29 protein-coding genes are annotated in these 25,483 nt (G+C 59.1%); 22 read left to right on the top strand and 7 right to left on the bottom strand.

Annotated features, from left to right (window positions below):
* Positions 1-27 precede the first annotated feature (27 nt).
* From RYA97_RS05495 to RYA97_RS05460, 8 genes are all read left to right on the top strand, one after another.
* Complete coding sequence (locus RYA97_RS05495; protein ID WP_057401888.1) at positions 28-1,230, top strand: bifunctional cobalt-precorrin-7 (C(5))-methyltransferase/cobalt-precorrin-6B (C(15))-methyltransferase; 1,203 nt, start codon at positions 28-30, stop codon at positions 1,228-1,230.
* On the top strand, positions 1,230-2,342 hold the full coding sequence (locus RYA97_RS05490) for a cobalt-precorrin-5B (C(1))-methyltransferase (protein WP_058402638.1): 1,113 nt from the start codon (positions 1,230-1,232) through the stop codon (positions 2,340-2,342). The genes RYA97_RS05495 and RYA97_RS05490 overlap by 1 nt, the downstream gene beginning before the upstream one ends.
* On the top strand, positions 2,339-3,079 hold the full coding sequence (locus RYA97_RS05485; RefSeq protein WP_316891999.1) for a cobalt-precorrin-6A reductase: 741 nt from the start codon (positions 2,339-2,341) through the stop codon (positions 3,077-3,079). The genes RYA97_RS05490 and RYA97_RS05485 overlap by 4 nt, the downstream gene beginning before the upstream one ends.
* Positions 3,080-3,228: 149 nt before the next feature.
* Positions 3,229-3,531, top strand: a complete 303-nt coding sequence (locus RYA97_RS05480) for a type II toxin-antitoxin system RelE/ParE family toxin (RefSeq protein WP_005746690.1) — start codon at positions 3,229-3,231, stop codon at positions 3,529-3,531.
* 2 nt (positions 3,532-3,533) lie between these two features.
* On the top strand, positions 3,534-3,824 hold the full coding sequence (locus RYA97_RS05475; protein ID WP_005746689.1) for an addiction module antidote protein: 291 nt from the start codon (positions 3,534-3,536) through the stop codon (positions 3,822-3,824).
* Positions 3,825-3,894: 70 nt separating this feature from the next.
* Positions 3,895-4,356: a copper chaperone PCu(A)C gene (locus RYA97_RS05470; protein ID WP_002555389.1), complete on the top strand. Its 462-nt coding sequence runs from the start codon at positions 3,895-3,897 to the stop codon at positions 4,354-4,356.
* A 13-nt stretch (positions 4,357-4,369) separates the two neighbouring features.
* Complete coding sequence (locus RYA97_RS05465) at positions 4,370-4,804, top strand: DUF2946 domain-containing protein (protein WP_016982355.1); 435 nt, start codon at positions 4,370-4,372, stop codon at positions 4,802-4,804.
* Between the two features lie 84 nt (positions 4,805-4,888).
* Positions 4,889-6,262 (top strand): PepSY domain-containing protein, encoded by a 1,374-nt coding sequence (locus RYA97_RS05460; RefSeq protein WP_316891998.1) that lies wholly within the window; start codon positions 4,889-4,891, stop codon positions 6,260-6,262.
* A 135-nt stretch (positions 6,263-6,397) separates the two neighbouring features.
* On the opposite strand, the gene RYA97_RS05455 is transcribed toward RYA97_RS05460, so the two are convergent.
* Complete coding sequence (locus RYA97_RS05455; RefSeq protein ID WP_316891997.1) at positions 6,398-6,889, bottom strand: hypothetical protein; 492 nt, start codon at positions 6,887-6,889, stop codon at positions 6,398-6,400.
* Between the two features lie 112 nt (positions 6,890-7,001).
* On the opposite strand from RYA97_RS05455, the gene urtA reads away from it, so the two are divergent.
* From urtA to ureC, 11 genes are all read left to right on the top strand, one after another.
* Entirely contained in the window at positions 7,002-8,267 is a 1,266-nt protein-coding gene (urtA, locus tag RYA97_RS05450) for an urea ABC transporter substrate-binding protein (protein ID WP_002555394.1), read from the top strand.
* A gap of 243 nt (positions 8,268-8,510) precedes the next feature.
* The gene (gene urtB / locus RYA97_RS05445) at positions 8,511-10,100 is read left to right on the top strand and encodes an urea ABC transporter permease subunit UrtB (RefSeq protein WP_316891996.1); all 1,590 of its coding nucleotides are present in this window, start codon (positions 8,511-8,513) and stop codon (positions 10,098-10,100) included.
* Entirely contained in the window at positions 10,100-11,179 is a 1,080-nt protein-coding gene (gene urtC, locus RYA97_RS05440; RefSeq protein ID WP_316891995.1) for an urea ABC transporter permease subunit UrtC, read from the top strand. Before urtB ends, urtC begins: the two co-directional genes overlap by 1 nt.
* Positions 11,176-12,036 carry an urea ABC transporter ATP-binding protein UrtD gene (gene urtD, locus RYA97_RS05435; RefSeq protein ID WP_004655780.1) on the top strand — a complete coding sequence of 287 codons (861 nt, stop codon included), beginning with the start codon at positions 11,176-11,178 and terminating at the stop codon, positions 12,034-12,036. The genes urtC and urtD overlap by 4 nt, the downstream gene beginning before the upstream one ends.
* A gap of 96 nt (positions 12,037-12,132) precedes the next feature.
* On the top strand, positions 12,133-12,831 hold the full coding sequence (gene urtE / locus RYA97_RS05430) for an urea ABC transporter ATP-binding subunit UrtE (protein WP_002555398.1): 699 nt from the start codon (positions 12,133-12,135) through the stop codon (positions 12,829-12,831).
* 52 nt (positions 12,832-12,883) lie between these two features.
* On the top strand, positions 12,884-13,729 hold the full coding sequence (locus RYA97_RS05425; RefSeq protein WP_316891994.1) for an urease accessory protein UreD: 846 nt from the start codon (positions 12,884-12,886) through the stop codon (positions 13,727-13,729).
* 302 nt (positions 13,730-14,031) lie between these two features.
* Positions 14,032-14,334, top strand: a complete 303-nt coding sequence (gene ureA, locus RYA97_RS05420) for an urease subunit gamma (protein WP_002555400.1) — start codon at positions 14,032-14,034, stop codon at positions 14,332-14,334.
* Between the two features lie 10 nt (positions 14,335-14,344).
* Positions 14,345-14,887 (top strand): N-acetyltransferase family protein, encoded by a 543-nt coding sequence (locus RYA97_RS05415; protein WP_316891993.1) that lies wholly within the window; start codon positions 14,345-14,347, stop codon positions 14,885-14,887.
* 10 nt (positions 14,888-14,897) lie between these two features.
* Positions 14,898-15,431, top strand: a complete 534-nt coding sequence (locus RYA97_RS05410) for a GNAT family N-acetyltransferase (protein ID WP_054076839.1) — start codon at positions 14,898-14,900, stop codon at positions 15,429-15,431.
* Positions 15,428-15,736: an urease subunit beta gene (locus RYA97_RS05405; RefSeq protein WP_002555403.1), complete on the top strand. Its 309-nt coding sequence runs from the start codon at positions 15,428-15,430 to the stop codon at positions 15,734-15,736. Before RYA97_RS05410 ends, RYA97_RS05405 begins: the two co-directional genes overlap by 4 nt.
* 331 nt (positions 15,737-16,067) lie before the next feature.
* Positions 16,068-17,768: an urease subunit alpha gene (gene ureC, locus RYA97_RS05400; RefSeq protein ID WP_316891992.1), complete on the top strand. Its 1,701-nt coding sequence runs from the start codon at positions 16,068-16,070 to the stop codon at positions 17,766-17,768.
* 69 nt (positions 17,769-17,837) lie between these two features.
* Here the strand turns inward: ureC and RYA97_RS05395 are convergent, their stop codons facing one another.
* Together RYA97_RS05395 and RYA97_RS05390 are read right to left on the bottom strand one after the other, a co-directional pair.
* Positions 17,838-18,092, bottom strand: a complete 255-nt coding sequence (locus RYA97_RS05395) for a hypothetical protein (protein WP_316891991.1) — start codon at positions 18,090-18,092, stop codon at positions 17,838-17,840.
* A complete protein-coding gene (locus RYA97_RS05390; protein ID WP_316891990.1) occupies positions 18,089-18,484 on the bottom strand; it encodes a thioredoxin in 396 nt (131 codons plus the stop codon). Before RYA97_RS05390 ends, RYA97_RS05395 begins: the two co-directional genes overlap by 4 nt.
* A 159-nt stretch (positions 18,485-18,643) precedes the next feature.
* On the opposite strand from RYA97_RS05390, the gene RYA97_RS05385 reads away from it, so the two are divergent.
* Positions 18,644-19,774, top strand: coding sequence for a sensor histidine kinase (locus tag RYA97_RS05385; protein WP_005753184.1), 1,131 nt, complete (start codon positions 18,644-18,646; stop codon positions 19,772-19,774).
* Positions 19,775-19,849: 75 nt separating this feature from the next.
* Here RYA97_RS05385 and cbpA read toward each other — a convergent pair whose 3' ends face one another.
* A complete protein-coding gene (gene cbpA, locus RYA97_RS05380; protein ID WP_002555407.1) occupies positions 19,850-20,794 on the bottom strand; it encodes a curved DNA-binding protein in 945 nt (314 codons plus the stop codon).
* Positions 20,795-21,120: 326 nt separating this feature from the next.
* Between cbpA and RYA97_RS05375 the strand changes: the two genes are divergently transcribed.
* Positions 21,121-22,386 (top strand): Hsp70 family protein, encoded by a 1,266-nt coding sequence (locus RYA97_RS05375; protein ID WP_002555408.1) that lies wholly within the window; start codon positions 21,121-21,123, stop codon positions 22,384-22,386.
* A 139-nt stretch (positions 22,387-22,525) separates the two neighbouring features.
* Here the strand turns inward: RYA97_RS05375 and RYA97_RS05370 are convergent, their stop codons facing one another.
* Together RYA97_RS05370 and RYA97_RS05365 are read right to left on the bottom strand one after the other, a co-directional pair.
* Entirely contained in the window at positions 22,526-23,536 is a 1,011-nt protein-coding gene (locus RYA97_RS05370; RefSeq protein WP_002555409.1) for an AI-2E family transporter, read from the bottom strand.
* A gap of 188 nt (positions 23,537-23,724) precedes the next feature.
* Entirely contained in the window at positions 23,725-24,015 is a 291-nt protein-coding gene (locus RYA97_RS05365; RefSeq protein WP_005732120.1) for a PsiF family protein, read from the bottom strand.
* Positions 24,016-24,167: 152 nt separating this feature from the next.
* Here RYA97_RS05365 and RYA97_RS05360 point away from each other — a divergent pair, with 152 nt between their 5' ends.
* The gene (locus RYA97_RS05360; RefSeq protein WP_002555411.1) at positions 24,168-25,049 is read left to right on the top strand and encodes a DMT family transporter; all 882 of its coding nucleotides are present in this window, start codon (positions 24,168-24,170) and stop codon (positions 25,047-25,049) included.
* Here the strand turns inward: RYA97_RS05360 and RYA97_RS05355 are convergent.
* Positions 25,046-25,279, bottom strand: coding sequence for a hypothetical protein (locus tag RYA97_RS05355; protein WP_005732119.1), 234 nt, complete (start codon positions 25,277-25,279; stop codon positions 25,046-25,048). The two genes, RYA97_RS05360 and RYA97_RS05355, sit on opposite strands and share 4 nt — an antisense overlap.
* Positions 25,280-25,483 lie beyond the last annotated feature (204 nt).

Genomic DNA, 25,483 nt, shown 5'->3' with positions numbered 1-25,483 from the left:
GTCGGAAGTTCGGATTGAGGTAGGTACATGTCGCCGTGGCTGACAGTCGTGGGAATCGGAGAAGACGGTTACAAGGGCCTGGGCAAGAACGCCCGGCACGCTCTGCTGCACGCTGATCAGGTGTTCGGCGGTCCGCGCCAGCTGGCATTGCTGCCGCCGTGCATTCGCGCCGAGCGGCGTGCATGGCCGAGTCCATTTTCGCTGAACCCGGTGCTGGAACAGCGCGGTGCCGAAATCTGCGTACTGGCCAGTGGCGATCCGATGCTGTTCGGCGTCGGCGCCAGCCTGGCACGCGTAGTCGCCATCGACGAAATGCGTATTCTGCCCGCCCCTTCTTCTTACTCTCTGGCCGCCGCTCGTCTGGGCTGGCCGTTGCAGGAAGTCGTTACCTTGTCAGTGGTTGCGCGTCCGGTAGCCGCATTGAACGCTCATTTCCATCATGGCGTACGTCTGCTGGTGCTGAGCAATGATGGCAGCAGCCCCGCAGTGATTGCCGGTTTGCTGCGCGAACGAGGCTTTGGCCCTAGCCGCATGACGGTCCTGGAGCATCTGGGAGGTGAAGCCGAACGGCGCGTCGAGGGGCTGGCCAGTGAATGGGGCAATCCCGAGATCGCTGCACTGAACCTGGTTGCCGTCGATTGTCGCGCCGACGCCAGCGCCATTCGCCTGAGTACAGTGGCCGGTTTGCCAGACAGCGCTTTCGAGCATGACGGCCAGTTGACCAAACGCGACGTGCGGGCCATCACCCTTGCCCGCCTTGCTCCGGTGCCGGGTGAACTGCTTTGGGACGTCGGCGCGGGCTGCGGTTCCATCGGCATCGAATGGATGCGCGCGCACCCAACCTGCCGGGCGATGGCCATAGAAGCGGACGAAGGCCGTCAGCAACTGATCGAATTCAATCGCGATGCGTTGGGCGTGCCGGGCCTGCAATTGGTCCGCGGCAGCGCGCCACAGGCGCTGGGCGGCCTGGAACGTCCAGATGCGATTTTCATTGGCGGTGGCGTGACCCGTATCGGCGTGCTGGAAACCTGCTGGGAGCAGTTGCGCTCCGGCGGGCGGCTGGTCGCCAATGCAGTCACCCTGCAAAGCGAGGCTGCACTTATGGCCTGGCGCGAGCGGCATGGCGGCGAACTGACGCGTATTCACGTCGCCCATGCTCAGCCTCTTGGCGAGTTCGATACGTGGCGTCAGGCCTTGCCGATCACTCTGCTGGATGTAGTCAAACCCTGATGCGCGAAGAAACCGCCGAACAGCCTGCTCCGCTGCGCAGTGGCCTGACCACCGGCAGCTGCGCCACAGCAACCAGCCTCGCGGCAGCGCGGCTGTTACTCAGCGGGCAAATCAGCGATGCGGTAGAGATTGTGTTGCCCAAGGGCAAACAGGTGCAGATGCGCCTGGAATTCTGCCGCCTTGTGGATAACTTCGCCGAAGCCGGAACACTCAAGGATGCCGGGGACGATCCCGACGTTACTCACGGCGCGCTGGTGTTTGCGCGCGTCAGGCTGGAAATGGCACCCGGCGTGCGCTTCGTGGCAGGCGCAGGTGTAGGCAGCGTGACCCGCCCCGGCCTGGTGTTGGCGGTGGGCGAGCCCGCCATCAACCCGGTGCCTCGACGCATGATGACCGAACACTTGCTGCAGCTGGCGGAAGAACTCGGCTACAGCGGTGGTTTCGAGGTTACGATTGGCGTCGAGGGCGGCGAAGCGCTGGCGCTCAAAACCATGAATCCGCGCCTCGGTATTCTCGGCGGACTGTCGATTCTCGGCACCAGCGGGATTGTCCGGCCCTTCTCCTGCGCGGCGTACATCGCGTCGATCCATCAGGGCATCGACGTCGCCACCACCAACGGCTATCGGCATATTGCCGCCTGCACCGGCAACGCCAGCGAAGACACCATGCGCCGCGTGTACAACATCCCGGATATCGCCCTGATCGAAATGGGCGATTTCGTCGGCGCAGTGCTCAAGCACCTGCGCAAGGTGCCTGTGGATAAGTTGAGCTTGTGCGGTGGCTTCGGCAAGATCAGCAAACTGGCAGCAGGCCACATGGATCTGCACAGCCGCCATTCGAGCATCGACCTGCCGCAACTGGCGCTGTGGGCTGCGGATACAGGCGCGGACGCAGACCTGCAACAGCGTATTCGCGATGCCAATACCAGCCAGCAGGCGCTTGCGATGAGCGCTGCCGCGGGTGTGCCGCTGGGTGATGAGGTGTGTCGTCATGCGCTGGCTTTTGCCCGTAGCGTGGTGCCTGCACAGGTTCAGGTCGAAGTGTTCGCCATAGACCGTCAGGGCGGTATCGTCGGTCAGGCGGGCGTTGCGTTATCGAAGGAACACACATGAAACGAATTCTGCTGTTGGGCGGCATTACCGAAGCGCTGGCGATTGCACGCAGGCTCGGGCCTGAGCATATCTATAGCCTGGCAGGTGTGGGTCGAGTGCCGGCAGATCTGGCCTGTCAGTTGAAAGTTGGCGGCTATGGCGGCGCAGAGGGCATGGCGCAGTACATTCGTGACCAGGGCGTCGATTTGCTGCTGGACGCAACCCATCCGTATGCCGCGCAAATCAGCCACAACGCTGCATGTGCGGCCCGGCTGACTGGAATTCCCTGCTGGGCCTTGCGCCGCACTGCCTGGCAGGCTGGTGCGGGTGATGACTGGCGTGAAGTGGCCGACTGGTCAGAACTGGTCACGGCACTGGCGCCCTTCAAGCGGCCACTGTTCACGCTAGGGCGCGAGCCTTTGCAGCATCTGCACGAGATTCCGGAGCATCAATTCTGGACGCTTCGGGCATTGGACAGCTACCCCGGCAATGACCACTGCGAAGTGATCGGCGCGCGCGGCCCGTTTGCACTGGAAGACGAACGTCAGCTGTTTGAACAACGCGATATTGATGTGCTGATCGGCAAAAACAGTGGCAGCAGCTCCACCGAACCCAAGCTTGAAGTCGCCCGCGAGCGCGGCCTGCCCGTCCTGATCCTGAAACGCCCGGAGTTGCCTGAGGTGGATCGGATTTTGGGGAGTGTGGATGAGGTGCTGGAGGCCTTGGGGCTTGTTGACGATCAGATTGACAATGCCTGAAATCTGGTTCCTTAGAGGGCCTTTCTTCATTTTCTGAGGGAAAATTCCGAACATCCCAGAGTCTCTTGTTTAGGACAAACTTGATAACTAGCCTGCGCGACCAACAGCTGGTAACTTATCGAGGTGTATCCCAAGGGATACTCGAAAATATGAATCGCTTTGAACAGACGCCCGCTTTTGCGGAGTGGTTAAGGTCGTTGAAGGACTCCATTGGCAGAGCTCGAATTCTGGCTCGAATAAGAGCAGCAGAGCTCGGTAACTTCGGGGACTGCGATGCTTTAGGTCAAGGCGTCAGAGAGCTACGAATACACCATGGACCAGGTTATCGGGTGTATTTTGCCCGACGCACGGGTGTGGTTTACCTGCTCTTGATCGCTGGTGACAAATCGTCTCAAAAGCGCGACATAAAATTTGCCAGACAGCTGGCGAGAGAGCTCTGTGAGAGGGAGTAACCATGAACAACGAGACGACACCGTTCGATACCGTCGACTATTTGAAGACACCTGAAGATATGGCCAATTATCTGGATGCGTGTCTTGAAGAGGATTCAGGAGACGGGCTGCTCGTAAGGGCCGCGCTGAACGACATAGCAAGGGCTTATGGCATGACACAAATCGCACGTGATACAGGTCTTGGTCGTGAGAGCCTCTACAAAGCGCTGGGTGCAAACGGTAATCCAGAGTTCACGACCATCATGAAAGTCGTGAGGGCGATGGGGATCAAACTACACGCAAGTACGCGCTAAAAAACTCGAAATAGCACGCTTGCCCGCCTCTCTCACCTTAAATACCTGAACGTCACCGGAGAATCCCCGCATGCTCAAAAACGCACTCCTGCTGGCCGCATTACTGCTGCCAGCCTGCTTCGCCCAGGCCCATGAGTACAAGGCTGGGCCGTTGCTGATTGGCCATCCCTGGTCAATGGAGCTGCCGCCCAATGCACCGACGGTCGCGGCGTATTTCACTGTCGAGAACAAGGGCGACAGCGCAGATCGTCTGATCAGCGTCGACAGCCCCATCGCCGGGCAAGCGCAGTTGCATGAGCATATACATGCCGACGGACTGATGAAGATGCAGCACGTTCAGGCGGTCGACATCCCGGCCGGTGCGAAGGTGAGTTTCGCGCCGATGGCCTGGCACGTGATGCTGCTGGACCTCAAAGACCGTTCGAAGCTGGTCACCGGCCAACGCTTCCCGATGACCCTGCATTTTGAAAAGGCGGGAGATGTCGAGGTGCAGGTCGTGGTACAAAAGCAGGCTCCGGAACACCAGCACTGAGTCGTTTTACAAAGTGAGCACATTGCGCCGCGTTCGCGACAGATCAGCCACCCGTAACAAACGGGGCGCATGGCTGAGTCTGTTCGCCATGTTGATGATCTTTATCGGTCCACTGGTTTCCCAGTCGATGCCGATGGATCATCACGCCGGCATGTCGATGTCCATGCCAGCCAGTATGGATATGTCGGCAGACAGCCACGCCCATCACGGCGGCGAGCATGCCATGCCTGCCGACGCGGGCATGAGCGATCACGCGCTGTGGGCAAAATGCGGCTATTGCACACTGCTGTTCAGTTGCCCGGCACTGCCCCATGTGCTGGAACTGGTCGCAGCCCCGCCGCCAAGGCCGGGTGATTTCTTTGCCTCGCAGCCGCTGCCGGGGCATGCACACAAGGCTATATTCCCCAATGCCCGAAGCCGGGCACCGCCAGCGCTCACCACGGCATAACCCGAAAAAAAGATTCCACGACGGCGCGCAGCTCAAGGCTGCGCGCCATTCGTGCTGTGTTATCCCTATTGGGGAGCGTTTAACGTGTCCAAACCTGATGTCTCTTTTTACAACCTTGCCTGGCGATGGCATTTCTACGCAGGGTTGTTCGTCGCGCCGTTCATGATCCTGTTATCGCTGACCGGCATCATTTACCTGTTCAAGCCGCAACTGGACAACCTGATGTACCACGACCTGCTCAGCGTGGCACCGGCCGAGCACCGCCTCACTGCCGACGAGCTGCAACAGCGGGTGATGAGTGCCTACCCACAGGCCGGCATCGGCAAGTATTTCCCGCCGTCAAGCACCGAGGGCAGCGCACAGTTTGTGATCAGCGAGCAAGGCCGCGAGGTGAATGTCTTCATTGATCCCTATCGCGGCGAGATTCTTGGCACCCAGGACGCCAAAGAGAACCTGCAGGCGATTGCCCGCGCACTGCATGGCGAGCTGATGATCGGTACGCTGGGTGACCGGCTTGTCGAGCTGGCGGCTGGCTGGGGGATTGTGCTGGTGGTCTCCGGCCTTTATCTATGGTGGCCCCGAGGCCGCTCGGCCGCCGGCGTGTTCTGGCCACGCCTGACCGCCAAGGGGCGCGTGCTGTGGCGTGATCTGCACGCGGTGACCGGTTTCTGGGGCGCGTTTTTGCTGTTGTTCATGCTGTTGAGCGGCATGACCTGGACCGGGCTGTGGGGCAAACAATACGCTGCGGTATGGAACACCTTTCCGGCAGCCATGTGGACTGACGTGCCCAAGTCCGACAAGCAGGCTGGCGAACTGAACAATGCCAGCGTGCAGACCGTGCCATGGGCCATGGAAAATACGCCGATGCCGGTTTCTACCGGCGAGCACGCCGAGCACATGGACCACATGCATATGTCCAGCGCACTGGCAGCGCCAACCGTGTCGTTGCAGCGAGTTGTCGACATTGCACGCGCCAGAGAGATCGTACCGGGCTACAGCATCACCCAGCCTAAAACAGCTGATGGCGTATTCACTGTGTCGGTGTTCGCCGACGACCCGCGCGATGACGCGACGCTGCATATCGATCAGTACACGGGCAAGGTGCTGGCCGACGTGCGCTACGTTGATTACAGCGCAGTGTCCAAGGCCACCGAGCTGGGCGTGATGCTGCATGAAGGTAAATTTTTCGGCTGGATCAATCAGTTGCTGATCCTGCTGATCTGCCTGATGGTACTGCTCAGCTCGGTCAGTGGGTTGGTGATCTGGTGGAAGCGCCGACCTCGAAGCGGGCTGGGTGTACCGCCATTGCGCCACGACCTGCCACGCTGGAAAACCGCGACGGTGGTCATGATTGCCCTGGGCGTCATATTCCCTCTGGTGGGTATTTCGATGCTGATTGTCTGGGTGCTTGATCGAATAGTGCTTTCACGCTTTGCCAAAACAGCGGCAACAGCTTAGATTGCTCGCTGCGGGGCCTGAAACCATTGAGTGGCGTTGTGATGAATTCCTCCTCATACCCGGTTTCAGGTCCCGCCCTGCTTTGAACCTTCATGCCCCCGAAACTTCCTACCGACCAGATCGCCAATGCTGCCTTCACCGACCTGCGCTGGCCGATAGCGGTGCGCCGTCAGCCCTGACTACAAGGACCACTTCAGTCAGCCGGATATCGAAAGCCGTACTTACCTCACGCGCTTTATCGACAAGCAACTGGATAAAGTGCTGAAACAGGCATCCGTAATGCCCGAGCACAACTGACCAGCCTGACAACTGCCTGGCCTGCATCCTTGCAGGAAGCAAACAGCGCTGAGCGTTTGAAGTTCGAGTCGCGTGCAACTGGGTGCGACAACACGGGTCAACGGCCAGCTGTTCGCCTGGTTCGATGCTCCCGAGCGACTCGTTGACCAGACCTACGATCTTTACACCGGAGCACAGGAGTTCTGGGTATGAGGCGCTTGGCCGTTTGAACACCCAGCCAGTAGAGACAATGCTGGTATTTCCTGGTCCGCACCATTGCAGCGCATAGCGCACACCCTCTTCCTGCCCCCGTTCCAGGTTGGTGCGCACACCCTTTACTGCGCGACACATTCGTTCCATTTTACGACGCGCTTAGGTTGGCCCAGACCTTGCTAACGGTTGAAAGAGCAACGTAATGCACCGCCGCAGACCTATCAAAAAAATGAACCAAGGGAGCTAGTCAATGAAGCGTCGCAGCCTGATCAAAGCCTTTACCCTGTCCGCATCGATCGCCGCCATGGGGTTGACCTGGACCGTTCAGGCTGCCGAAACCATCAAGGTCGGTATTCTGCATTCGTTGTCAGGGACCATGGCGATCTCCGAGACCTCGCTCAAAGACATGGCCTTGATGACCATTGACGAAATCAACGCCAAAGGCGGCGTCAACGGCAAGATGCTCGAAGCAGTGGTTGTCGACCCGGCTTCCAACTGGCCACTGTTCGCCGAAAAAGGCCGCCAATTGCTGACCCAGGACAAGGTGGCGGTGGTCTTCGGTTGCTGGACATCGGTATCGCGCAAATCGGTGCTGCCGGTCTTTGAGGAACTCAACGGCTTGCTGTTCTACCCCGTGCAGTACGAAGGCGAAGAGATGTCGCCCAACGTGTTCTACACCGGTGCCGCGCCTAACCAACAGGCGATCCCTGCGGTCGAGTACGTAATGAGTGAAGAAGGCGGTTCGGCCAAGCGCTTCTTCCTGCTCGGCACCGACTATGTCTACCCACGTACCACCAACAAGATTCTGCGCGCATTCCTGCACTCCAAAGGTGTAGCGGATAAAGACATCGAAGAGGTCTACACCCCGTTCGGTCACTCCGACTATCAAACCATCGTGGCCAACATCAAGAAATTCTCTGCGGGTGGCAAGACAGCGGTTATCTCCACCGTGAACGGCGATTCCAACGTACCGTTCTACAAGGAACTGGCCAACCAGGGCCTGAAAGCCACCGACGTACCGGTTGTAGCGTTTTCGGTAGGCGAAGAAGAACTGCGCGGCATCGACACCAAACCACTGGTAGGCCACCTCGCCGCCTGGAACTATTTCCAGTCGGTGGAAAACCCGGTCAACAAGAAGTTCGTCGCTGACTGGACTGCCTACGCCAAAAAGAAAAACCTGCCAGGCGCTGACAAAGCGGTAACCAACGACCCGATGGAAGCTACTTACGTCGGTATTCACATGTGGGCACAGGCAGTCGAGAAAGCCAAAACCACTGACGTGGACAAGGTACGCGAGGCAATGGCCGGACAAACCTTCGCAGCACCGTCGGGATTCACCCTGACCATGGACAAAACCAACCACCACTTGCACAAGCCGGTAATGATTGGCGAAGTGGAGGACAACGGTCAGTTCAACGTCGTCTGGCAGACCAAAGAGCCGATCCGCGCCCAGCCATGGAGCCCCTACATTCCTGGCAACGACAAAAAGCCTGATCATCCCGTGAAGAGCAACTGATGTGACGGGGCTGAGAGCACAATAACTCTCGCCCCTACGCTCCAGCGCTAGTCGTACGCACACGTTCGCTCGGCCTCAGGGTGGAAAGCATTTTTTGTAGGAGCGGACTTGTCCGCGAAGGCGGCTGTTCAAACGATACATCTTCAGTGAATGTAACGGCCCTTTCGTGAACAAGTTCACTCCCACGGCCTTCGGCCAGAATCAAGAGCAGACGGCGCCACACTCAATCAAGGCCATATTGATATGCCTTCCTACTTCTACCGTTTTATCCTCGCTATCAGCCTGCTGCTTCCCCTTGCAGCTCAGGCCAGCGATGCCAGTGATTTTGTCGCAGCCAGTTCTGCACAACAGGCCGAGCTGCTGGAGGCCTGGGCAGCCAAGCCGACAGCGGAACGCGTTGAACTGCTTGAAGCTCTGCGCGATGGCCGTGTTGCCGCCGACATCAGCAAGCGCGCCTGGATCGAAAACAACGATCAATACGTGCCGGTCGATGCACAAGCCCCTGCAGCAGCCGACGCCCCAAACCCTGACGAACCGCGCAAACTGCGCCTGAACAACCGGCTGCGTGGTCTGGTTGAAACAGCGCTGGCCAGCCACCAGTTGCTGGCAGCCGATACGCAACTGCGCATGGCAGCAGCCCTGCAATTGCAAAAAAGCGCTCGCCCTGCACAACTGGAGCTGCTGACCGAACGTGTCGCCAGCGAAACCGATTCCAGCGTCAAAAGCGCGCTGGCCCTGGCGCTGGCCAACCTGCAAATGGTCGACTCCAGCCCGACAGTACGTCTGGCTGCCGTGCGACTGCTGGGTGAAACCGGTGACCCGCTGGCGCGTACCCGTCTTGAGTCATTGCTGGCACCCGGCGTGGAAACCGACGCTTCGGTACGCGTGGCGGCTGAAACCAGCCTGGCGCAGGTCAAGCGCAAGCTGATGATCGGTGAAATCCTCGGTCAGGCGTTCAGCGGCATGTCGCTGGGGTCGATCCTGCTGCTGGCGGCGCTGGGCCTGGCGATCACCTTCGGCCTGCTTGGGGTGATCAACATGGCCCATGGCGAGATGCTGATGCTGGGCGCCTATTCAACCTATGTCGTGCAACTGATGCTGCAGCGCTATGCGCCGGGCGCCATCGAATACTATCCGCTGATCGCACTGCCGGTGGCGTTCTTTGTCACCGCCGTGATCGGCATGGCCCTGGAACGTACGGTCATCCGTCACTTGTATGGCCGTCCACTGGAAACCCTGCTCGCCACCTGGGGCATCAGCCTGATGCTGATTCAGGCCGTACGTCTGGCCTTCGGCGCGCAGAACGTTGAAGTCGCCAACCCGCAATGGCTGTCAGGCGGCATTCAGGTGTTGCCTAACCTGGTATTGCCTTACAACCGCATCGTGATCATCGCCTTCGCCCTGTTCGTGGTCGTGCTGACCTGGCTGCTGCTGAACAAGACCCGACTGGGCCTGAACGTGCGTGCTGTGACCCAGAACCGCAACATGGCTGCCTGCTGCGGTGTGCCGACCGGGCGCATCGACATGATGGCATTCGGTCTGGGCTCGGGCATTGCAGGTCTGGGCGGCGTCGCCCTGAGCCAGATCGGCAACGTCGGCCCCGACCTTGGCCAAAGCTACATCATCGACTCATTCCTGGTGGTGGTGCTCGGCGGTGTCGGACAACTGGCCGGTAGCGTGATGGCGGCCTTCGGGCTGGGCATCGCCAACAAGATTCTCGAACCGCAAATCGGCGCTGTATTGGGCAAGATCCTGATCCTGGCGCTGATCATTCTGTTTATCCAGAAACGTCCGCAAGGCCTCTTCGCATTGAAAGGACGGGTGATCGACTGATGAGCCAGCCATTGATGGTAACTGCCGCGCAAAAAGTCGGGCCCAAAGGCACGCTGACCGCAGGCATTGTGATACTGGCTGTGCTGCTGGCACTGCCGTTGCTGTCGTTGTTGCCTGCCGATAACAGCTTTCAAGTCTCAGCCTACACCTTGACCCTGGTGGGCAAAATCCTCTGCTACGCCATTGTCGCCCTGGCGCTGGATCTGGTCTGGGGCTACGCCGGGCTATTGTCGCTGGGCCACGGCCTGTTCTTCGCACTGGGCGGCTATGCCATGGGCATGTACCTGATGCGCCAGGCCGCAGGTGATGGTTTGCCTGCGTTCATGACGTTCCTGTCGTGGACCGAACTGCCGTGGTACTGGGCAGGCACCGACAATTTCCTCTGGGCGCTGTGCCTGGTGGTCCTGGCGCCGGGGTTGCTGGCACTGGTGTTTGGTTTCTTCGCCTTCCGCTCGCGGATCAAAGGCGTGTATTTCTCGATCATGACCCAGGCCCTGACGTTTGCCGGCATGCTGCTGTTCTTTCGCAACGAGACCGGCTTTGGCGGCAACAACGGGTTTACCAACTTTCGCAGCATTCTGGGTTTCAGCATCAGTTCCCAAGGAACCAGAGCAACGCTGTTTCTGGCGACGGTCGTGTTGCTGGTTGCCAGCCTGTACATCGGCTGGCGCCTGGCGCAGAGCAAGTTCGGCCGGGTTCTGACGGCGTTGCGTGATGCGGAAAACCGCCTGATGTTCTGCGGTTACGATCCGCGCGGCTTCAAGCTGTTTGTCTGGGTCTTGAGCGCCGTACTGTGCGGCCTGGCCGGGGCCCTGTATGTGCCGCAGGTCGGCATCATCAACCCCAGCGAAATGTCGCCGACCAACTCTATCGAAGCAGCAGTGTGGGTAGCATTGGGCGGCCGTGGCACGTTGATCGGCCCATTGCTGGGCGCGGGTCTGGTGAACGGCATGAAAAGCTGGTTCACCGTGGCTTTCCCGGAATACTGGCTGTTCTTTCTCGGCGCGCTGTTCATCATCGTCACGCTGTACCTGCCCAAAGGCGTGATCGGCTTGCTGAAGAAAAGGAGCGAGCAATGAAAACCACTCCTACCCCGTCGTTCATGCTTGAACCGGTTCTGGCACCCAACTCTGATGCAGGCACCAGCCGCGATGCGGTAGGCCTCGGCAAAAGCGCTGGCAAAGGGCTGAACACACGACACGGCACGATCCTGACGCTGGAAGACATCAGCGTCAGCTTCGACGGTTTCAAGGCACTGAACGATCTGAATCTGTACATCGGCGTGGGCGAGCTGCGCTGCATCATCGGCCCCAACGGCGCTGGCAAGACCACGCTGATGGACGTCATCACCGGCAAGACCCGCCCCAGCCACGGCAAGGCCTGGTTCGGCGAAACGCTGGACCTGACGCAGATGAGCGAAGTGCAGATTGCTCAGGCCGGAATTGGCCGAAAGTTCCAGAAGCCGACGGTGTTCGAAGCCTTGAGCGTGTTCGAGAACCTTGAACTGGCTCAAAAGACCGACAAATCGGTATGGGCCAGTTTGCGTGCGCGGTTGAGCGGCGAACAGCAGGACCGGATACGCGAAGTCCTGGAAACCATTCGCCTGACCACCTCCATGCACCGCCCGGCGGGCTTGCTGTCTCACGGCCAGAAGCAGTTTCTGGAGATCGGCATGCTGCTGGTTCAGGATCCGCAATTGCTGCTGCTCGACGAGCCGGTGGCGGGCATGACCGACGCCGAAACCGAATTCACCGCCGAGCTGTTCAAGGGCCTGGCCGGCAAACACTCACTGATGGTGGTCGAGCATGACATGGGCTTCGTCGGCTCGATTGCCGACCACGTCACCGTGCTGCACCAAGGCAGCGTATTGGCCGAAGGCTCGCTGAACGACGTGCAGGCCGACGAACGCGTAATCGAAGTGTATTTAGGGCGCTGACGCAACGAACTGATCGGCGCGCGGCACGGAAATACCTGTCCAGACGCCCCGCGTCCCAACATTACGATTACGCTGCAACCGACGAGAACATTCATCATGCTCCAGGTCGAAAAGCTTCATCAGTATTACGGTGGCAGCCACATTCTTCGTGGTCTGTCGTTTGATGTGAAGGTCGGTGAAGTCACCTGCCTGCTGGGCCGCAATGGCGTAGGCAAGACCACGCTGTTGCGTGTGCTGATGGGCTTGTTGCCGTCGAAGGAAGGCTCGGTGCAATGGGAAGGCAAGGCCATCACCCAGTTCAAGACGCATCAGCGGGTGCATGCCGGGATTGCTTACGTGCCGCAAGGCCGGGAAATATTCGGCCGGCTGACGGTCGAGGAAAACCTGTTGATGGGCCTGTCACGCTTTCCGGGCTCCGAAGCCAAGGAAGTGCCGGCATTTATCTACGAGCTGTTCCCGGTGCTGCTGCAGATGAAACATCGGCGTGGCGGCGATCTGTCCGGTGGTCAGCAGCAGCAATTGGCGATAGGCCGGGCATTGGCGAGTCGTCCACGCTTACTGATTCTCGACGAACCCACCGAAGGTATTCAGCCCTCGGTGATCAAGGAAATCGGCGCAGTGATCAAAAAACTGGCCGAGCGCGGCGACATGGCGATTCTGCTGGTCGAGCAGTTCTACGACTTCGCGGCGGAACTGGCCGATCAATACCTGGTGATGTCGCGGGGAGAAATCGTCCAGCAGGGCCGTGGCGAGAACATGGAGACCGAAGGGGTTCGCGGTCTGGTGACTATTTAATTAATGCGCTAATCCGTTATCGTGCTGCACTCGACAAGCCAATGAAGACACCATGAATCTGCCTGCCAACACCGCCCTTTTTACCCCCAACTGGCATGCCGAGCTGGAATTGGGTTATGGCCGTTTCGATGACTGCACACGCCCGACCCAACGTCGCCACAAAGGGCCTCTGCGGGTGCAAAAGCATCTGTATGCCGAAGGACCGCAGGTGTGCCAGCACATCATCGTTCACCCACCGGGCGGTATCGCCGGGGGAGACCGGCTGGACATTTCAGCCACGGTCGGTGCCGATGCCTGGGCACAACTGACCAGCCCCGGCGCGGCGAAATGGTATCGCGCCGCCAGCCCGGCCTTTCAGCAACTGGAGCTGCATGTCCAGCCCGGCGCGACGCTGGAATGGCTGCCGCAGGAAACCATCGTCTTCAGCAATGCCCAGGCAGAACTTACCACCCGCATAGAACTGCACGGTGACGCGAAGCTATGCTACTGGGATGTAGTAGCACTGGGCCGTCCGGCCAGCGGCGAGCGTTTCGAGCAGGGACATTTTCAGTCGCATCTGGATATCCGCCGCGACGGCACATTGCTCTGGCACGAACGGCAACGCATTATCGGTGGCGACGGGCTGCTGGACTCACCCATCGGCCTGGACGGCAAAACGGTATTCGCCACCCTGCTGCTGACCGGTGAAGTGAGCAGCGATCTGCTTGAGGCCTGTCGCTCGCTGTCGATGCCCAACCCGGTACGCGGTGATCTGACCCAATTTCCGGGCCTTGTAGTGGCTCGCTGCCTGGCAGACGAAGCATTGCACGCGCGCGCCTGGCTGATACAAATCTGGAAATACCTGCGCCCTGCCCTGCTGGGACGCGAGGCGGTAACGCCGAGAATCTGGAACACCTGATTGATGACTGGACGCTCTGCATTCCAGGCTACACCCTCGGCGCTGATACACTCAGCGTGATACATAAGTTCTGAAAAGCCCGAAAATCGGGGCTTTTAGCGCTTCTGCCCGCAGGACGTGGGAGCGAACGTGTTCGCGAAGACAATGTTTTAGGCGCTGCATTTTCGGCGACTACACCGGCCCCTTCGCGAACAAGTTCGCTCCCACGGCCTTCGGCCAGAACCCAAAACAGACTTATACATAACGATGAGGGCTCAAGCCTGGGAACGCTCAACCACCGAATTTAAACAAACGGAAGCCCCATGGACCTGACACCACGCGAAAAAGACAAGCTGCTGATATTCACTGCCGGACTGGTTGCCGAACGGCGTCTGGCGCGCGGCGTGAAGCTCAATTATCCGGAAGCCATGGCCTACATCTCTGCCGCACTGCTTGAAGGTGCGCGTGACGGGCAGACCGTCGCTGACCTCATGCACTACGGCACGACCCTGCTGACCCGCGATCAGGTCATGGAAGGCATTGCGGAGATGATCCCGGAGATTCAGGTGGAAGCCACCTTCCCGGACGGCACCAAACTGGTCACCGTGCATCAGCCGATTGCTTGAAGGAGTGATCATGCAAGACGTGATTCGCGATGCCCTGCCGGACGATCTGCCGGGCATTCTGGAGATCTACAACGACGCAGTGCTCAATACCACGGCTATCTGGAACGAGCAGCCGGTTGATCTGGCCAACCGCCAGGCCTGGTACGCCGCTCGCCAGAGTCAGGGTTATCCGATTCTGGTGGCCACCGACACCGCAGGCGAAGTGCTCGGCTATTCGTCGTTTGGCGACTGGCGGCCGTTCGAAGGCTTTCGCCATACGGTCGAGCATTCGGTTTACGTGCGCGCTGACCAGCGTGGCAAACGCTTGGGCCCGCGTCTGATGACCGCCTTGATCGAGCGCGCCCGCGACTGTGACAAGCACATGATGGTCGCGGCGATCGAAAGTGGTAACGCTGCGTCCATCGCCCTGCATGATCGCCTGGGTTTCAAGACCACCGGACAAATGCCGCAGGTCGGCACCAAATTCGGCCGCTGGCTGGACCTGACCTTCATGCAGCTCGACCTGTCGCCCGGTGCTCAGCCACCGGCTTCGCAAGCCCCCTCCGCCCTTTAGAGAGCACGCCATGAATCCAGCACAGCTGCGCCACGTCACCGCCGAAAGCTTCGCGCATTACCGCCAGGGTCTGGCGCAATTGTTGTTCGATACGGTTCATGATGGCGCGTCGGTCGGTTTCATGGCCGACCTCGACATGGCGCAGGCCTACGGCTGGTGCGACGGGCTCAGAGCCGATGTCGCCGCTGGCTCTCTGCTGCTGTGGGTGGTGGTCGAGAACGAGAACGTCCTGGCCAGTGCACAACTGTCGCTGTGCCAGAAGCCCAACGGCCTGAACCGCGCCGAAGTACAGAAACTGATGGTGCTGCCTGCGGCGCGCGGGCGTGGCCTGGGCAGGCAATTGATGGAGGCCGTTGAACAGGCGGCCGTGAAACACAAACGTGGGCTGTTGCACCTGGACACCGAAGCAGGCTCGGCGGCTGAAGCGTTCTATAGCGCGCTGGCCTACACCCGCGTCGGCGAACTGCCAGGCTACTGCGCCACACCGGACGGTCGCCTTCATCCGACCGCCATTTATTTCAAAACCTTGGGGCAACCGACATGATCCCTGGTCAATACCAGATCCAGCCCGGCGATATCGAACTCAACGCCGGACGCCGTACCCTCAGCCTGACGGTTGCCAACAGCGGCGACCGGCCGATTCAGGTGGGCTCGCATTTCCACTTTTTCGAAACCAATGACGCACTGACCTTTGATCGCGCCGCCAGCCGCGGCATGCGCCTGAATATCCCGGCCGGCACCGCCGTGCGCTTCGAGCCGGGCCAGTCCCGTGAAGTCGAGCTGGTGGACCTGGCCGGATTGCGCAAGGTCTACGGCTTTGCCGGACGGGTAATGGGCGATCTGGATTGAAGCCTTTTTGAATACCGTTCCTACGCTCCGCGTTCATCGTTACATACAAGTCTGCTTTTGATTCTGGCCGAAGGCCGTAGGAGCGAACTTGTTCGCGAAGAGGCCGGTACAGCCTCCAGAAACAGGGCGTTCGGACTAACGTCTTCGTGAGCAATGCGGATCGCCGCAACGGTCATGCAGGCATCCAATCGGGACGTGTGTATGACGATGGGCACTCGGCACGAGGATCAAAAGCTTTGACGACTAACGACTTGCAGCTCGCCGCTGGTCGCTTTGAAAAACTTACAGTTTGCGGCCTGCAGCTTGCCGCTCTGAATCCGAGGTACGAAAGATGAAGATAAGCCGACAAGCCTACGCAGACATGTTCGGCCCCACCGTCGGCGACAAGGTTCGCCTGGCCGACACCGAGCTGTGGATCGAGGTCGAAAAGGACTTCACCACCTATGGCGAAGAAGTGAAATTCGGCGGTGGCAAGGTCATCCGTGACGGCATGGGCCAGGGCCAATTGATGGCCGCCGACGTGGTCGACACGCTGATCACCAACGCCCTGATCATCGACCATTGGGGCATCGTCAAGGCTGACGTCGGCATCAAGAATGGACGCATCGCAGCTATCGGCAAGGCCGGTAACCCGGACATCCAGCCAGACGTGACCATTGCGGTCGGCGCGGCCACCGAAGTCATTGCCGGTGAAGGCATGATCCTCACCGCTGGCGGCGTCGACACGCACATCCACTTCATCTGCCCACAACAGATCGAAGAAGCGCTGATGAGCGGCGTGACGACCATGATCGGCGGCGGCACCGGCCCTGCCACTGGCACTAACGCCACCACGGTCACACCCGGTCCGTGGCACATGGCGCGCATGCTCCAGGCTTCGGATTCGTTTCCGATGAACATTGGCTTCACCGGCAAGGGCAACGTCAGCCTGCCCGGCCCGCTGATCGAGCAGGTCAAGGCGGGCGCTATCGGTCTGAAGCTGCACGAGGACTGGGGCACCACACCCGCAGCCATCGACAACTGCCTGAGCGTTGCCGATGAATACGACGTGCAGGTCGCGATCCACAGCGACACGCTGAATGAGTCGGGTTTCGTCGAAACCACCCTCGCCGCGTTCAAGAACCGCACCATCCACACCTACCACACTGAAGGTGCAGGTGGCGGCCACGCGCCGGATATCATCAAGGCCTGTGGTTCGCCGAACGTGCTGCCCAGCTCGACCAACCCGACCCGGCCTTTTACCCGTAACACCATCGACGAACACCTGGACATGCTCATGGTCTGCCACCACCTGGACCCGAGCATCGCCGAAGACGTGGCATTCGCGGAAAGCCGTATACGCCGGGAAACCATCGCCGCCGAGGACATTCTTCACGACCTGGGTGCCTTTTCGATGCTCAGTTCCGACAGCCAGGCCATGGGCCGGGTTGGTGAGGTGATCATGCGCACCTGGCAAACCGCCGACAAGATGAAGAAGCAGCGCGGCCCCCTGCCGCAGGACGGTCCCGGCAACGACAACTTCCGCGCCAAGCGCTACATCGCCAAATACACCATCAACCCGGCGATCACCCACGGCATCAGCCATGAAGTGGGCTCCATCGAAGTCGGCAAGTGGGCGGACCTGGTGCTGTGGCGTGCGGCATTCTTCGGCGTCAAACCGACCCTGATCCTCAAGGGCGGCGCCATTGCCGCCAGCCTGATGGGCGACGCCAACGCTTCGATCCCTACACCGCAACCGGTTCACTACCGCCCCATGTTCGCCAGCTACGGCAGCTCGCTGCATGCCACCAGCCTGACCTTTATCAGCCAGGCGGCATTCGACGCAGGCGTACCGGAGTCACTGGGCCTGAAGAAGCAGATCGGCGTAGTCAAAGGCTGTCGCACCGTGCAGAAGAAAGACCTGATCCACAACGACTACCTGCCGGACATCGAAGTTGACCCACAGACCTATCAGGTCAAGGCCGACGGCGTGTTGCTATGGTGCGAACCGGCCGATGTGCTGCCGATGGCACAACGGTATTTTCTGTTCTAGCAAAGCGCTCGAAAGTAGGGGGGCTCTTGTTGAGCCCCTGTTTCTCGACGTACTACCTGGATTAAAGTCCTAAGGCTCAAGACGCCCCAGGAATGTCTCTTTTGAGTTAAGTATCTGTAACAACTGAAGCGAGTCGTTGATGGCGTCGAGCATGCCCAGATCCTTCGCAGTCCCCTTGCCAGACAATGCTCGACGCAATGTGAGTAAAACGCTCAGTTTCCCTTCTGCCATATCGTCCCGAGCGCTGATTTTTCCGTCGGCCAGGAGCAACGCCGCCAGCTTGATGCGCTCTTCAATAAACACCTCGAATTCTGCCTTGATCATCTGGCACCCCCGTTATCAATCCCCGCGAACGCTTTCAACTTGTCCTCTACGTACTTCCTGTCATAGCCACCGACTATTTCGGCTATTTCTTCGACCGTTTTGATCAACACGGTCGTCGGGCCATGGTTGATGGCATACATATTCGAAGTCACCGGATTCAGAGTGTCCTTAAAATCCGGATCCAACTCGATCTCGACCCTGACGAATTTGACTTGCTCCGCGTAAACTGCGTCCAACTCGTCTATAACGGCGTCCATTTTTGCGCTGGCATTAGGCAGTTTTTGTTTGTTTTCTTTAGCCCTGGTAGAAAACTCGACCAGAACCGGCTTTATCTTGCTGGCTTCAAGAACTTCCTTTTGAAAGGTTGCGTCCGTAACCGTAATGACACTCATGCTCAAGCCCTCCACTCAATTAATCGCTGATTGAACATAGGCCTGCAAAAAAAGGGCGTCTACTGACAGAAATGACAGTAAACGCCCTGTTTGTCGTGTCATGTAAAAGCGATAATATGCGCCATCTTCCGTCACGCTCCTCCAACAAGGTAGTCGGCCATGCGCCTTTCCGAGTTTATCGTTGTTCATGTGGATCGCATTGTCGATGAATGGGAAGACTTCGCCAGGACCCTGAAACCGGCGGCAGAAACGATGAGCAAAGCCGAGCTGCGGGATCATGCCAGGTCGATCCTGCTCGCCGCTGCGCGGGACATGAATACCGCGCAGAGCAAAAGCGAGGAGATTGCCAAGGCCAGAGGCGAAGAGCTGAACAAGACGCCAAGCCTGGACGAAGCAGCCAGCAGCCATGGCGAGTTGCGTCATGAGGTCGGCTTTGATCTGGTGCAGATGACGTCGGAATTTCGCCATCTGCGCGCCAGCGTCATCCGCCTCTGGGTAGAAAGCCTGGCAGCGCCGCAACTGGCCGATTTTCAGGACGTGATTCGTTTCAACGAAGCCATCGACGAGGCGCTTGCCGAATCCACCGCTGCCTATGCGGAACGGGTTGGCCGTTCACGGGATATATTTCTTGCCATTCTGGGTCACGATCTGCGCGCGCCGCTGCAGGCCGTCAGCATGTCGACGGAATTGCTGGCACGCAAGATAGCGCTGGACGAAAAGACCCAGTCCTATGTTTCGCGTATCCAGACCAGCACCCGCCATATGGGCTCGATGGTCAGCGATCTGCTGGAATTCGTGCGCAGCCGCCTGGGCGCCGGGCTACCGGTTGAACGCAAATACATGGATTTGGCCAGTGCTTGCCGTGAAGCCATCGAGGAAGCCTGCGCCGGGAGACCGGACTCTGTTCCGGTGCTGAACATCGAAGGCAACACCAAAGGGCACTGGGACGCCGGGCGGATCAGCCAGATGCTGCAGAACCTGATCGGCAATGCCCTGCAGCACGGTGCGGCCAGTCACGAGATAACGGTCAGTGTTACGGGTGCCGAGAAAGCGGTGATATTGGTGGTACACAACGAAGGCAAGCCGATTGCCGAAGACGCTATCGGGACGATCTTCGATCCGCTGGTGCGCAGCACCGAGGAAAACAGCGAAACACGCAGTACATCGACCAGCCTGGGTCTTGGCCTGTTCATCGTCAAGGAAGTGGTCAACGCCCACGGTGGCAGCATCACTGTGACCTCGACCATTGGTGAGGGCACGACCTTCAATGTGGTGCTGCCGAAAAACTGATCGAGGCTGATTGCGTGCTGATGCGGGTGGCGCATCAGCTCATTCAGAAAAGACAGAATCGCAAGACTGCTACGCTCAACCCTTCCACTGCGCCCGGGGATCAAACGAGGAACTGTCTGCCAGTTTCTGCCACAGCGCCCGGGTTGCTTCGTCGGTGTGCTTTGGCACGACGATTTTCAGCTGGGCGTAAAGGTCGCCCCGCTCGCCGCTCTTGTTCATCAAGCCGTTACCCTTGATCCGCAGACGCTGACCGTTCTGACTGTCCGGGCGGATGGTCAGGTTGATCCTGCTGTTCAGCGTCGGTACCGCCACCTTGGTGCCCAGCACTGCTTCCCAGGGCGCCAGTGGAACGGTGATGACCAGATCATGGCCCTCGACCTCGAACAGCGGATGCGGTGCCAGGCGAATGATCAGGTACAGATCGCCGTTGGCACCTCCGCCCACTCCTGGCGCGCCCTGGCCCTTGAGACGAATGCGCTCGCCGTCGACGACGCCCGCAGGAATCTTCACGTTCAGGGTCTTGGTGATATCACTCATGCGCTGCCCGTTGGGGCTGTGCTGCGGCACCTTGAAGCTGACCTGCTTGGACTCACCCGACAAGGTCTCCTCAAGGAAGACTGCCAGCTCCATCTCAACGTCCTGCCCGGTACGCCCGGGGTTGCGGGTACGGCCGCCCTGCTGTGGCCGGCCGCCGAAAATGGAGCTGAAAAATTCTGAAAAGTCTGCCGTTTCCTCGAATCCTCCAGCGCCTGCGCCAGCCCGGCTTTGCCAGCCTGGCGGAGTCTGGAACGGACGACCCTGCCGACCGTACTTGCGCAGCTCATCGTACTCAGCGCGCTTGTCAGGGCTGCTGAGCACTTCATAGGCTTCGGACGCTTCCTTGAACTTGTCTTCAGCGCCTGCTTCCTTGCTGACGTCAGGGTGATACTTGCGCGCCAGTTTGCGATAGGCGGTCTTGATCGCCTTGTCGTCCGCAGTCGGCTCAACGTCAAGTATCTTGTAGTAGTCTTTGAAATCCATGTAACGATCACCCATCCGAATTATCCGGCAAAGCCAGATACGCTGGCGTCACGCGCCCAGCTCCCTCTGTTTACGAGGTATCTGGATTACCTAACGTCGAAAATTTATAGATAGCCGGCCGTCTTTGCAGACGGGTCGATCACTCGACAACATCGTGTTCGACAGCCAGGTCTACCGAGAATCCCTTCAAGATTGGGGGTAATGGGCTTCAGTTCAAGCCTTGACGGTAAATACAGCCAAGTAAATATAAGCGACGTGTCGCGCTACGCAATTGGCGCGCGCTGACATAAACTGCGCGGCCGTTTTTTGACTGGAACGTAAAAGACATGAATGACCAATCCCCGGCCCGTGCCTGCGGCATCGATTTCGGCACGTCCAATTCCACCGTCGGCTGGCAACGACCCGGCGTGGAATCGTTGATCGCGCTGGAGGACGACAAAATTACCCTACCGTCGGTGGTGTTCTTCAATATGGAAGAACGCCGCCCGGTGTATGGCCGCCTGGCGCTGCACGAGTATCTGGAAGGTTATGAAGGCCGCCTGATGCGCTCGCTCAAGAGCCTGCTGGGCTCAAAGCTGATCAAGCATGACACCAGCGTGCTGGGCACGGCGATGCCGTTCAAGGATTTGCTGGCGCTGTTTATCGGCGAGCTGAAAAAACGCGCCGAGCACACGGCCGGACGCGAGTTCGAGCAAGTGGTACTGGGCCGCCCGGTGCATTTCGTCGATGACGATGCACAGGCCGATCAGGAAGCCGAAGACACACTGGCCGAAGTGGCCCGCAAGATCGGCTTCAAGGACGTTTCGTTCCAGTTCGAACCTATTGCTGCGGCATTCGACTACGAGTCCACCATCAAAGACGAAGAGCTGGTACTGATTGTCGACATCGGCGGCGGTACGTCGGACTTCTCGCTGGTGCGCCTGTCACCCGAGCGACGCCAGCACGATGATCGCCAACAGGACATTCTTGCCACGGGCGGCGTGCACATTGGCGGCACCGACTTCGACAAGCAGCTGAGCCTGCAAGGCGTGATGCCGCTGTTCGGTTACGGCAGCCGTATGAAAAGCGGTGCCTACATGCCGACCAGCCACCATATGAACCTGGCAACCTGGCACACCATCAATGCGGTGTACTCGCAAAAGTCGCAGCTGGCACTGGGCAGCATGCGTTATGACATTGAAGACACGGGTGGCATCGATCGCCTGTTCAAGCTGATCGAACAGCGCGCCGGGCACTGGCTGGCCATGGAAGTGGAAGAAACCAAAATCCAGCTGACCCACGCTGAAAACCGCCATCTGCCAATGGACCGGGTGGAAGCAGGATTGAGTGTGGACCTGAGCCGGGTGATGTTCGAGGCGGCAATCGACGCTCAGCTTGAGCGCGTGCGCAACAGCGTGACGAACTTGCTCAGCGACGCGGGCGTGAGTGTCGAACAGGTCAACACGGTGTTCTTCACCGGCGGCTCCAGCGGCATTCCCGCCCTGCGCAACAGCGTCTCGGCCATGCTGCCCAACGCCCGCCACGTCGAAGGCAACATCTTCGGCAGCATCGGCAGCGGCCTGGCGATTGAAGCGAAGAAGCGTTACGGCTAGTGGTATGACTCGGAGCGCAGGCACGGTAGTTAAAGAACTATCGTTCCTCACGCTCCAGCGTGGGAATGCCGTTCGTGACGCTCTGCGTCACAGATTCCGGCCGCAACGCAGACTCTAGCCAGTCAGATATCCACGCGCCCTAGACCAACCCTTCCTTCTGCAGTTCGCTCTTCAAATACGCATAGTAAATCGGCCCTGCCACCACACCCGGCAGGCCGAATGCGGCTTCGAACAGCAGCATCGCCAGCAGCAACTCCCACGACTTGGCATTGATCTGTCCGCCGACGATGCGTGCATTGAGGAAATACTCGACCTTGTGAATCACGATCAGGTAACCCAGCGCAGCCAGCGCTACCCAGATCGAGATCGACATGCCGACAATGAAAATGAGCGTATTCGACATCAGGTTACCCACCACCGGCAACAGGCCGAGCAGGAAGGTCATGATGATCAGGGTCTTGGTCAGCGGCAGGTGAATCCCGCACAACGGCAGGACGATGGCCAGGAATACCGAAGTAAACGCCGTGTTGAGCAGGGAAATCTTGATCTGGGCGAAAACGATGTTGCGAAATGCGCGACTGACCAGATACAGACGATCGAACAGTGCGGCCGCCAGCGGCTTGCGCGCATGGACATCGGAAATACGCTGCAAGGCGATGATTGCCCCCAGCACCATGCCGATCAGCATGGTAACGAACATGTGTGCTGCGCCCTTGCCGATCAACTGCAACTCGCCGACGTGCTTCTGCAGCCACTGCCCAAGGGAGACCTGAAACTCCGCCGCACTGGCAGGCAGATAGGCATCAATGAACGGCGGCAGCTGACCGCGCGCGCGATCCACCAGGGTCATGAACTTGTCCAGCGAGGCACCGGGGTTTTCGGCTTCGTGCAGCACAAAGCTGATGACACCGGCAAAAATCAGTGTCAGCAGGCTGACCACCACAGTACCCAGCAGCGCTACCGCCAGCCAGCGGGCGCGTTCGCCAGAGATCAGACGCTGCAACTTGGGGGTCAGCATGTTGACCAGTTCGAACACCAACAGTCCGGCCAGCAGGCTGGGCAGCAACTTGAATGGCAACACCAATAACAGACCGCCAAATACAAGAATCCAGCTGGCTATTAACACCTGACGCGCAGAAAACGTTGGCATAGACCCTCAACGGGCAACACAAGGAAGGTGGGCAGTCTGCCAGCCTTCTCAGTCGAGAACCAGTGATCCGAAAGCCGGAAAAAGTGCGGCGCAATCATCTGCCCGATGATCGGCTCGATAACGGCGCCAAAGTGCAGTGTTTACTGCACCCGCGCGCCTTGTCTGTAGCGATGGCTCTGGCTGGAAAATTATTTCTTCTTGAGACAATCGCTCATGAAACTCTTGCGAGCGTCGCCCTTGAGTGCCTGAGTACTGGCGGTCGCATTGCAGGTCTTCATCTTGTCCTGCTGGGTAGCTGCCGGCGTTGGTGCCGCTTTCAGGCAAGTGCTCATGAACGCCTTGCGCTCATCGCCCTTAAGCGATTTGGCGCTGGCGTCGGCATTACAAGTGGTCATTTTGTTCTGCTGCGCAGTCGCCGCGAACCCCTGAGCAGACAGCATCAAGCCAACGAGCAATAAAGGAATACCGAGCTTCTTCATCGATCTACTCTCCAGAACCACCGCACCGGACGGCGCAGGCTGTGATTCAGTGTAGTCAGATGTTGCGACCCATGACGGGGCACACTGCATCGCCGCTGGCATTCTCGGCCAACAGGCGGATAATTACGCCTCGCTTTAACGATGATTCCCTCATGCAATACGCTTTTCCACTGATTACAGTCCTTATCTGGGCGATCAATACGGCCGTCACCAAGGCGTCTGCCGGAGTGATCTTTCCGGCTGAAATAGGCTTTTATCGCTGGGCGCTGGCAGGCTTGCTGTTCACACCCTTCATGCTCAGGCCTGTCTGGGCGAACCGTGCCGCGATCAAACCGGTGCTGGGTAAAATTTTCATTCTTGCCGTGCTCGGCACTGCGATGTATCAAAGCCTGGCGTATTTCGCTGCAAGCCTGACGACCGCCACTAACATGGGGATCATTCAGTCGCTGGTGCCCATGATGGCGCTGGGGCTGTCGATAGCCTGCCTGGGCAATCGCCTGACCCGTGGCGCACTGCTGGGCGCTGTGCTGTCATTCGTGGGAGTGGTAGTCGTGGTGTCGGCGGGCAATCCCGCTGGGCTGATCGATCATGGCGTCAATCGGGGCGATGCGATGGTGCTGGTGGCCGCAGCGTCGTACGCGGTCTACAGCACGCTGCTCAAGAAGTGGCAGTTGTGCCTGCCGCCCCTGCAATTGCTTTACGTACAGATTCTGCTGGCGCTTATCGTATTGCTGCCGCCTTTTATCCTGTCGGCAAAAACCGGCTTGAATGCCAGTAACATTCCGATGGTGCTGTATGCAGCCATTCCGACTTCCATGCTTGCGCCATGGTTGTGGATGACCTCGATCATGCGTCTGGGGCCCAGCCGCACGACGCTGTTCTTTAACCTGATGCCGATCGCCACGGCATTGATTGCCGCGGCGACGCTGGGCGAACAACTTGCGCTCTATCACCTGTTCGGCGGAGCGCTGACCCTGTGCGGCGTCATCCTTGCAGAACGCTGGACGACCCCGCTGCGGTCAAAGACGAGTTAGGCAGTCGCGCTGCCCTCACTGCCCTCCACACTATGAATTGACACATCGGTGATTCCGGCGGCGTGAGCCATGCCGGCTTCACCGACTGCAAGATCGTCCAGCTCGACATGGTGCTTGAGCGCCAGCTCGTGTACCACTTCGATGATGGGCACATCCAGATTCTCGATGACGTCTACGTGGTGCTCGCCCAGTAAGGTGTACTCGATTTCATACAGTTCTTTATCGCTCATCGCATCTTCCTGGCCGTCACTGAGGAGCGGCTGATTAACGAACTACGGTCCGACAACCGATGACCGAGCTCAAGGCCGGACCCTAATGTCCGACCGTGCCATCAGATTGACCTCGCGGTTTCGGGAACGTGCTGGCGAATATTCAAAGGGCCACCTCGCGGTCAGGGATTGTCGCGAGAGGTACTGCCGTATCGCCATCTTTTT

Origin of the sequence: Pseudomonas syringae group sp. 26L6, from assembly GCF_032587815.1 — a bacterium.
In the GTDB taxonomy this organism is placed as follows: Bacteria; Pseudomonadota; Gammaproteobacteria; order Pseudomonadales; family Pseudomonadaceae; genus Aquipseudomonas; species Aquipseudomonas amygdali.
This window is presented reverse-complemented; position numbering and strand designations above follow the sequence as displayed.

Excerpts from the sequence above, each read along its gene's own strand:
- RYA97_RS05485 (WP_316891999.1), top strand. The coding sequence starts at position 2,339 with ATGAAACGAATTCTGCTGTTGGGCGGCATTACCGAAGCGCTGGCGATT.
- RYA97_RS05475 (WP_005746689.1), top strand. The coding sequence starts at position 3,534 with ATGAACAACGAGACGACACCGTTCGATACCGTCGACTATTTGAAGACA.
- RYA97_RS05390 (WP_316891990.1), bottom strand. The coding sequence starts at position 18,484 with ATGAGTGTCATTACGGTTACGGACGCAACCTTTCAAAAGGAAGTTCTT.
- RYA97_RS05375 (WP_002555408.1), top strand. The coding sequence starts at position 21,121 with ATGAATGACCAATCCCCGGCCCGTGCCTGCGGCATCGATTTCGGCACG.
- RYA97_RS05405 (WP_002555403.1), top strand. The coding sequence starts at position 15,428 with ATGATCCCTGGTCAATACCAGATCCAGCCCGGCGATATCGAACTCAAC.
- ureC (WP_316891992.1), top strand. The coding sequence starts at position 16,068 with ATGAAGATAAGCCGACAAGCCTACGCAGACATGTTCGGCCCCACCGTC.
- RYA97_RS05370 (WP_002555409.1), bottom strand. The coding sequence starts at position 23,536 with ATGCCAACGTTTTCTGCGCGTCAGGTGTTAATAGCCAGCTGGATTCTT.
- RYA97_RS05395 (WP_316891991.1), bottom strand. The coding sequence starts at position 18,092 with ATGATCAAGGCAGAATTCGAGGTGTTTATTGAAGAGCGCATCAAGCTG.
- RYA97_RS05385 (WP_005753184.1), top strand. The coding sequence starts at position 18,644 with ATGCGCCTTTCCGAGTTTATCGTTGTTCATGTGGATCGCATTGTCGAT.
- urtE (WP_002555398.1), top strand. The coding sequence starts at position 12,133 with ATGCTCCAGGTCGAAAAGCTTCATCAGTATTACGGTGGCAGCCACATT.
- RYA97_RS05355 (WP_005732119.1), bottom strand. The coding sequence starts at position 25,279 with ATGAGCGATAAAGAACTGTATGAAATCGAGTACACCTTACTGGGCGAG.
- urtD (WP_004655780.1), top strand. The coding sequence starts at position 11,176 with ATGAAAACCACTCCTACCCCGTCGTTCATGCTTGAACCGGTTCTGGCA.
- RYA97_RS05410 (WP_054076839.1), top strand. The coding sequence starts at position 14,898 with ATGAATCCAGCACAGCTGCGCCACGTCACCGCCGAAAGCTTCGCGCAT.
- urtB (WP_316891996.1), top strand. The coding sequence starts at position 8,511 with ATGCCTTCCTACTTCTACCGTTTTATCCTCGCTATCAGCCTGCTGCTT.
- cbpA (WP_002555407.1), bottom strand. The coding sequence starts at position 20,794 with ATGGATTTCAAAGACTACTACAAGATACTTGACGTTGAGCCGACTGCG.
- urtC (WP_316891995.1), top strand. The coding sequence starts at position 10,100 with ATGAGCCAGCCATTGATGGTAACTGCCGCGCAAAAAGTCGGGCCCAAA.
- RYA97_RS05360 (WP_002555411.1), top strand. The coding sequence starts at position 24,168 with ATGCAATACGCTTTTCCACTGATTACAGTCCTTATCTGGGCGATCAAT.
- RYA97_RS05415 (WP_316891993.1), top strand. The coding sequence starts at position 14,345 with ATGCAAGACGTGATTCGCGATGCCCTGCCGGACGATCTGCCGGGCATT.
- urtA (WP_002555394.1), top strand. The coding sequence starts at position 7,002 with ATGAAGCGTCGCAGCCTGATCAAAGCCTTTACCCTGTCCGCATCGATC.
- RYA97_RS05455 (WP_316891997.1), bottom strand. The coding sequence starts at position 6,889 with ATGTGTCGCGCAGTAAAGGGTGTGCGCACCAACCTGGAACGGGGGCAG.
- RYA97_RS05365 (WP_005732120.1), bottom strand. The coding sequence starts at position 24,015 with ATGAAGAAGCTCGGTATTCCTTTATTGCTCGTTGGCTTGATGCTGTCT.
- RYA97_RS05480 (WP_005746690.1), top strand. The coding sequence starts at position 3,229 with ATGAATCGCTTTGAACAGACGCCCGCTTTTGCGGAGTGGTTAAGGTCG.
- RYA97_RS05470 (WP_002555389.1), top strand. The coding sequence starts at position 3,895 with ATGCTCAAAAACGCACTCCTGCTGGCCGCATTACTGCTGCCAGCCTGC.
- ureA (WP_002555400.1), top strand. The coding sequence starts at position 14,032 with ATGGACCTGACACCACGCGAAAAAGACAAGCTGCTGATATTCACTGCC.
- RYA97_RS05495 (WP_057401888.1), top strand. The coding sequence starts at position 28 with ATGTCGCCGTGGCTGACAGTCGTGGGAATCGGAGAAGACGGTTACAAG.
- RYA97_RS05490 (WP_058402638.1), top strand. The coding sequence starts at position 1,230 with ATGCGCGAAGAAACCGCCGAACAGCCTGCTCCGCTGCGCAGTGGCCTG.
- RYA97_RS05425 (WP_316891994.1), top strand. The coding sequence starts at position 12,884 with ATGAATCTGCCTGCCAACACCGCCCTTTTTACCCCCAACTGGCATGCC.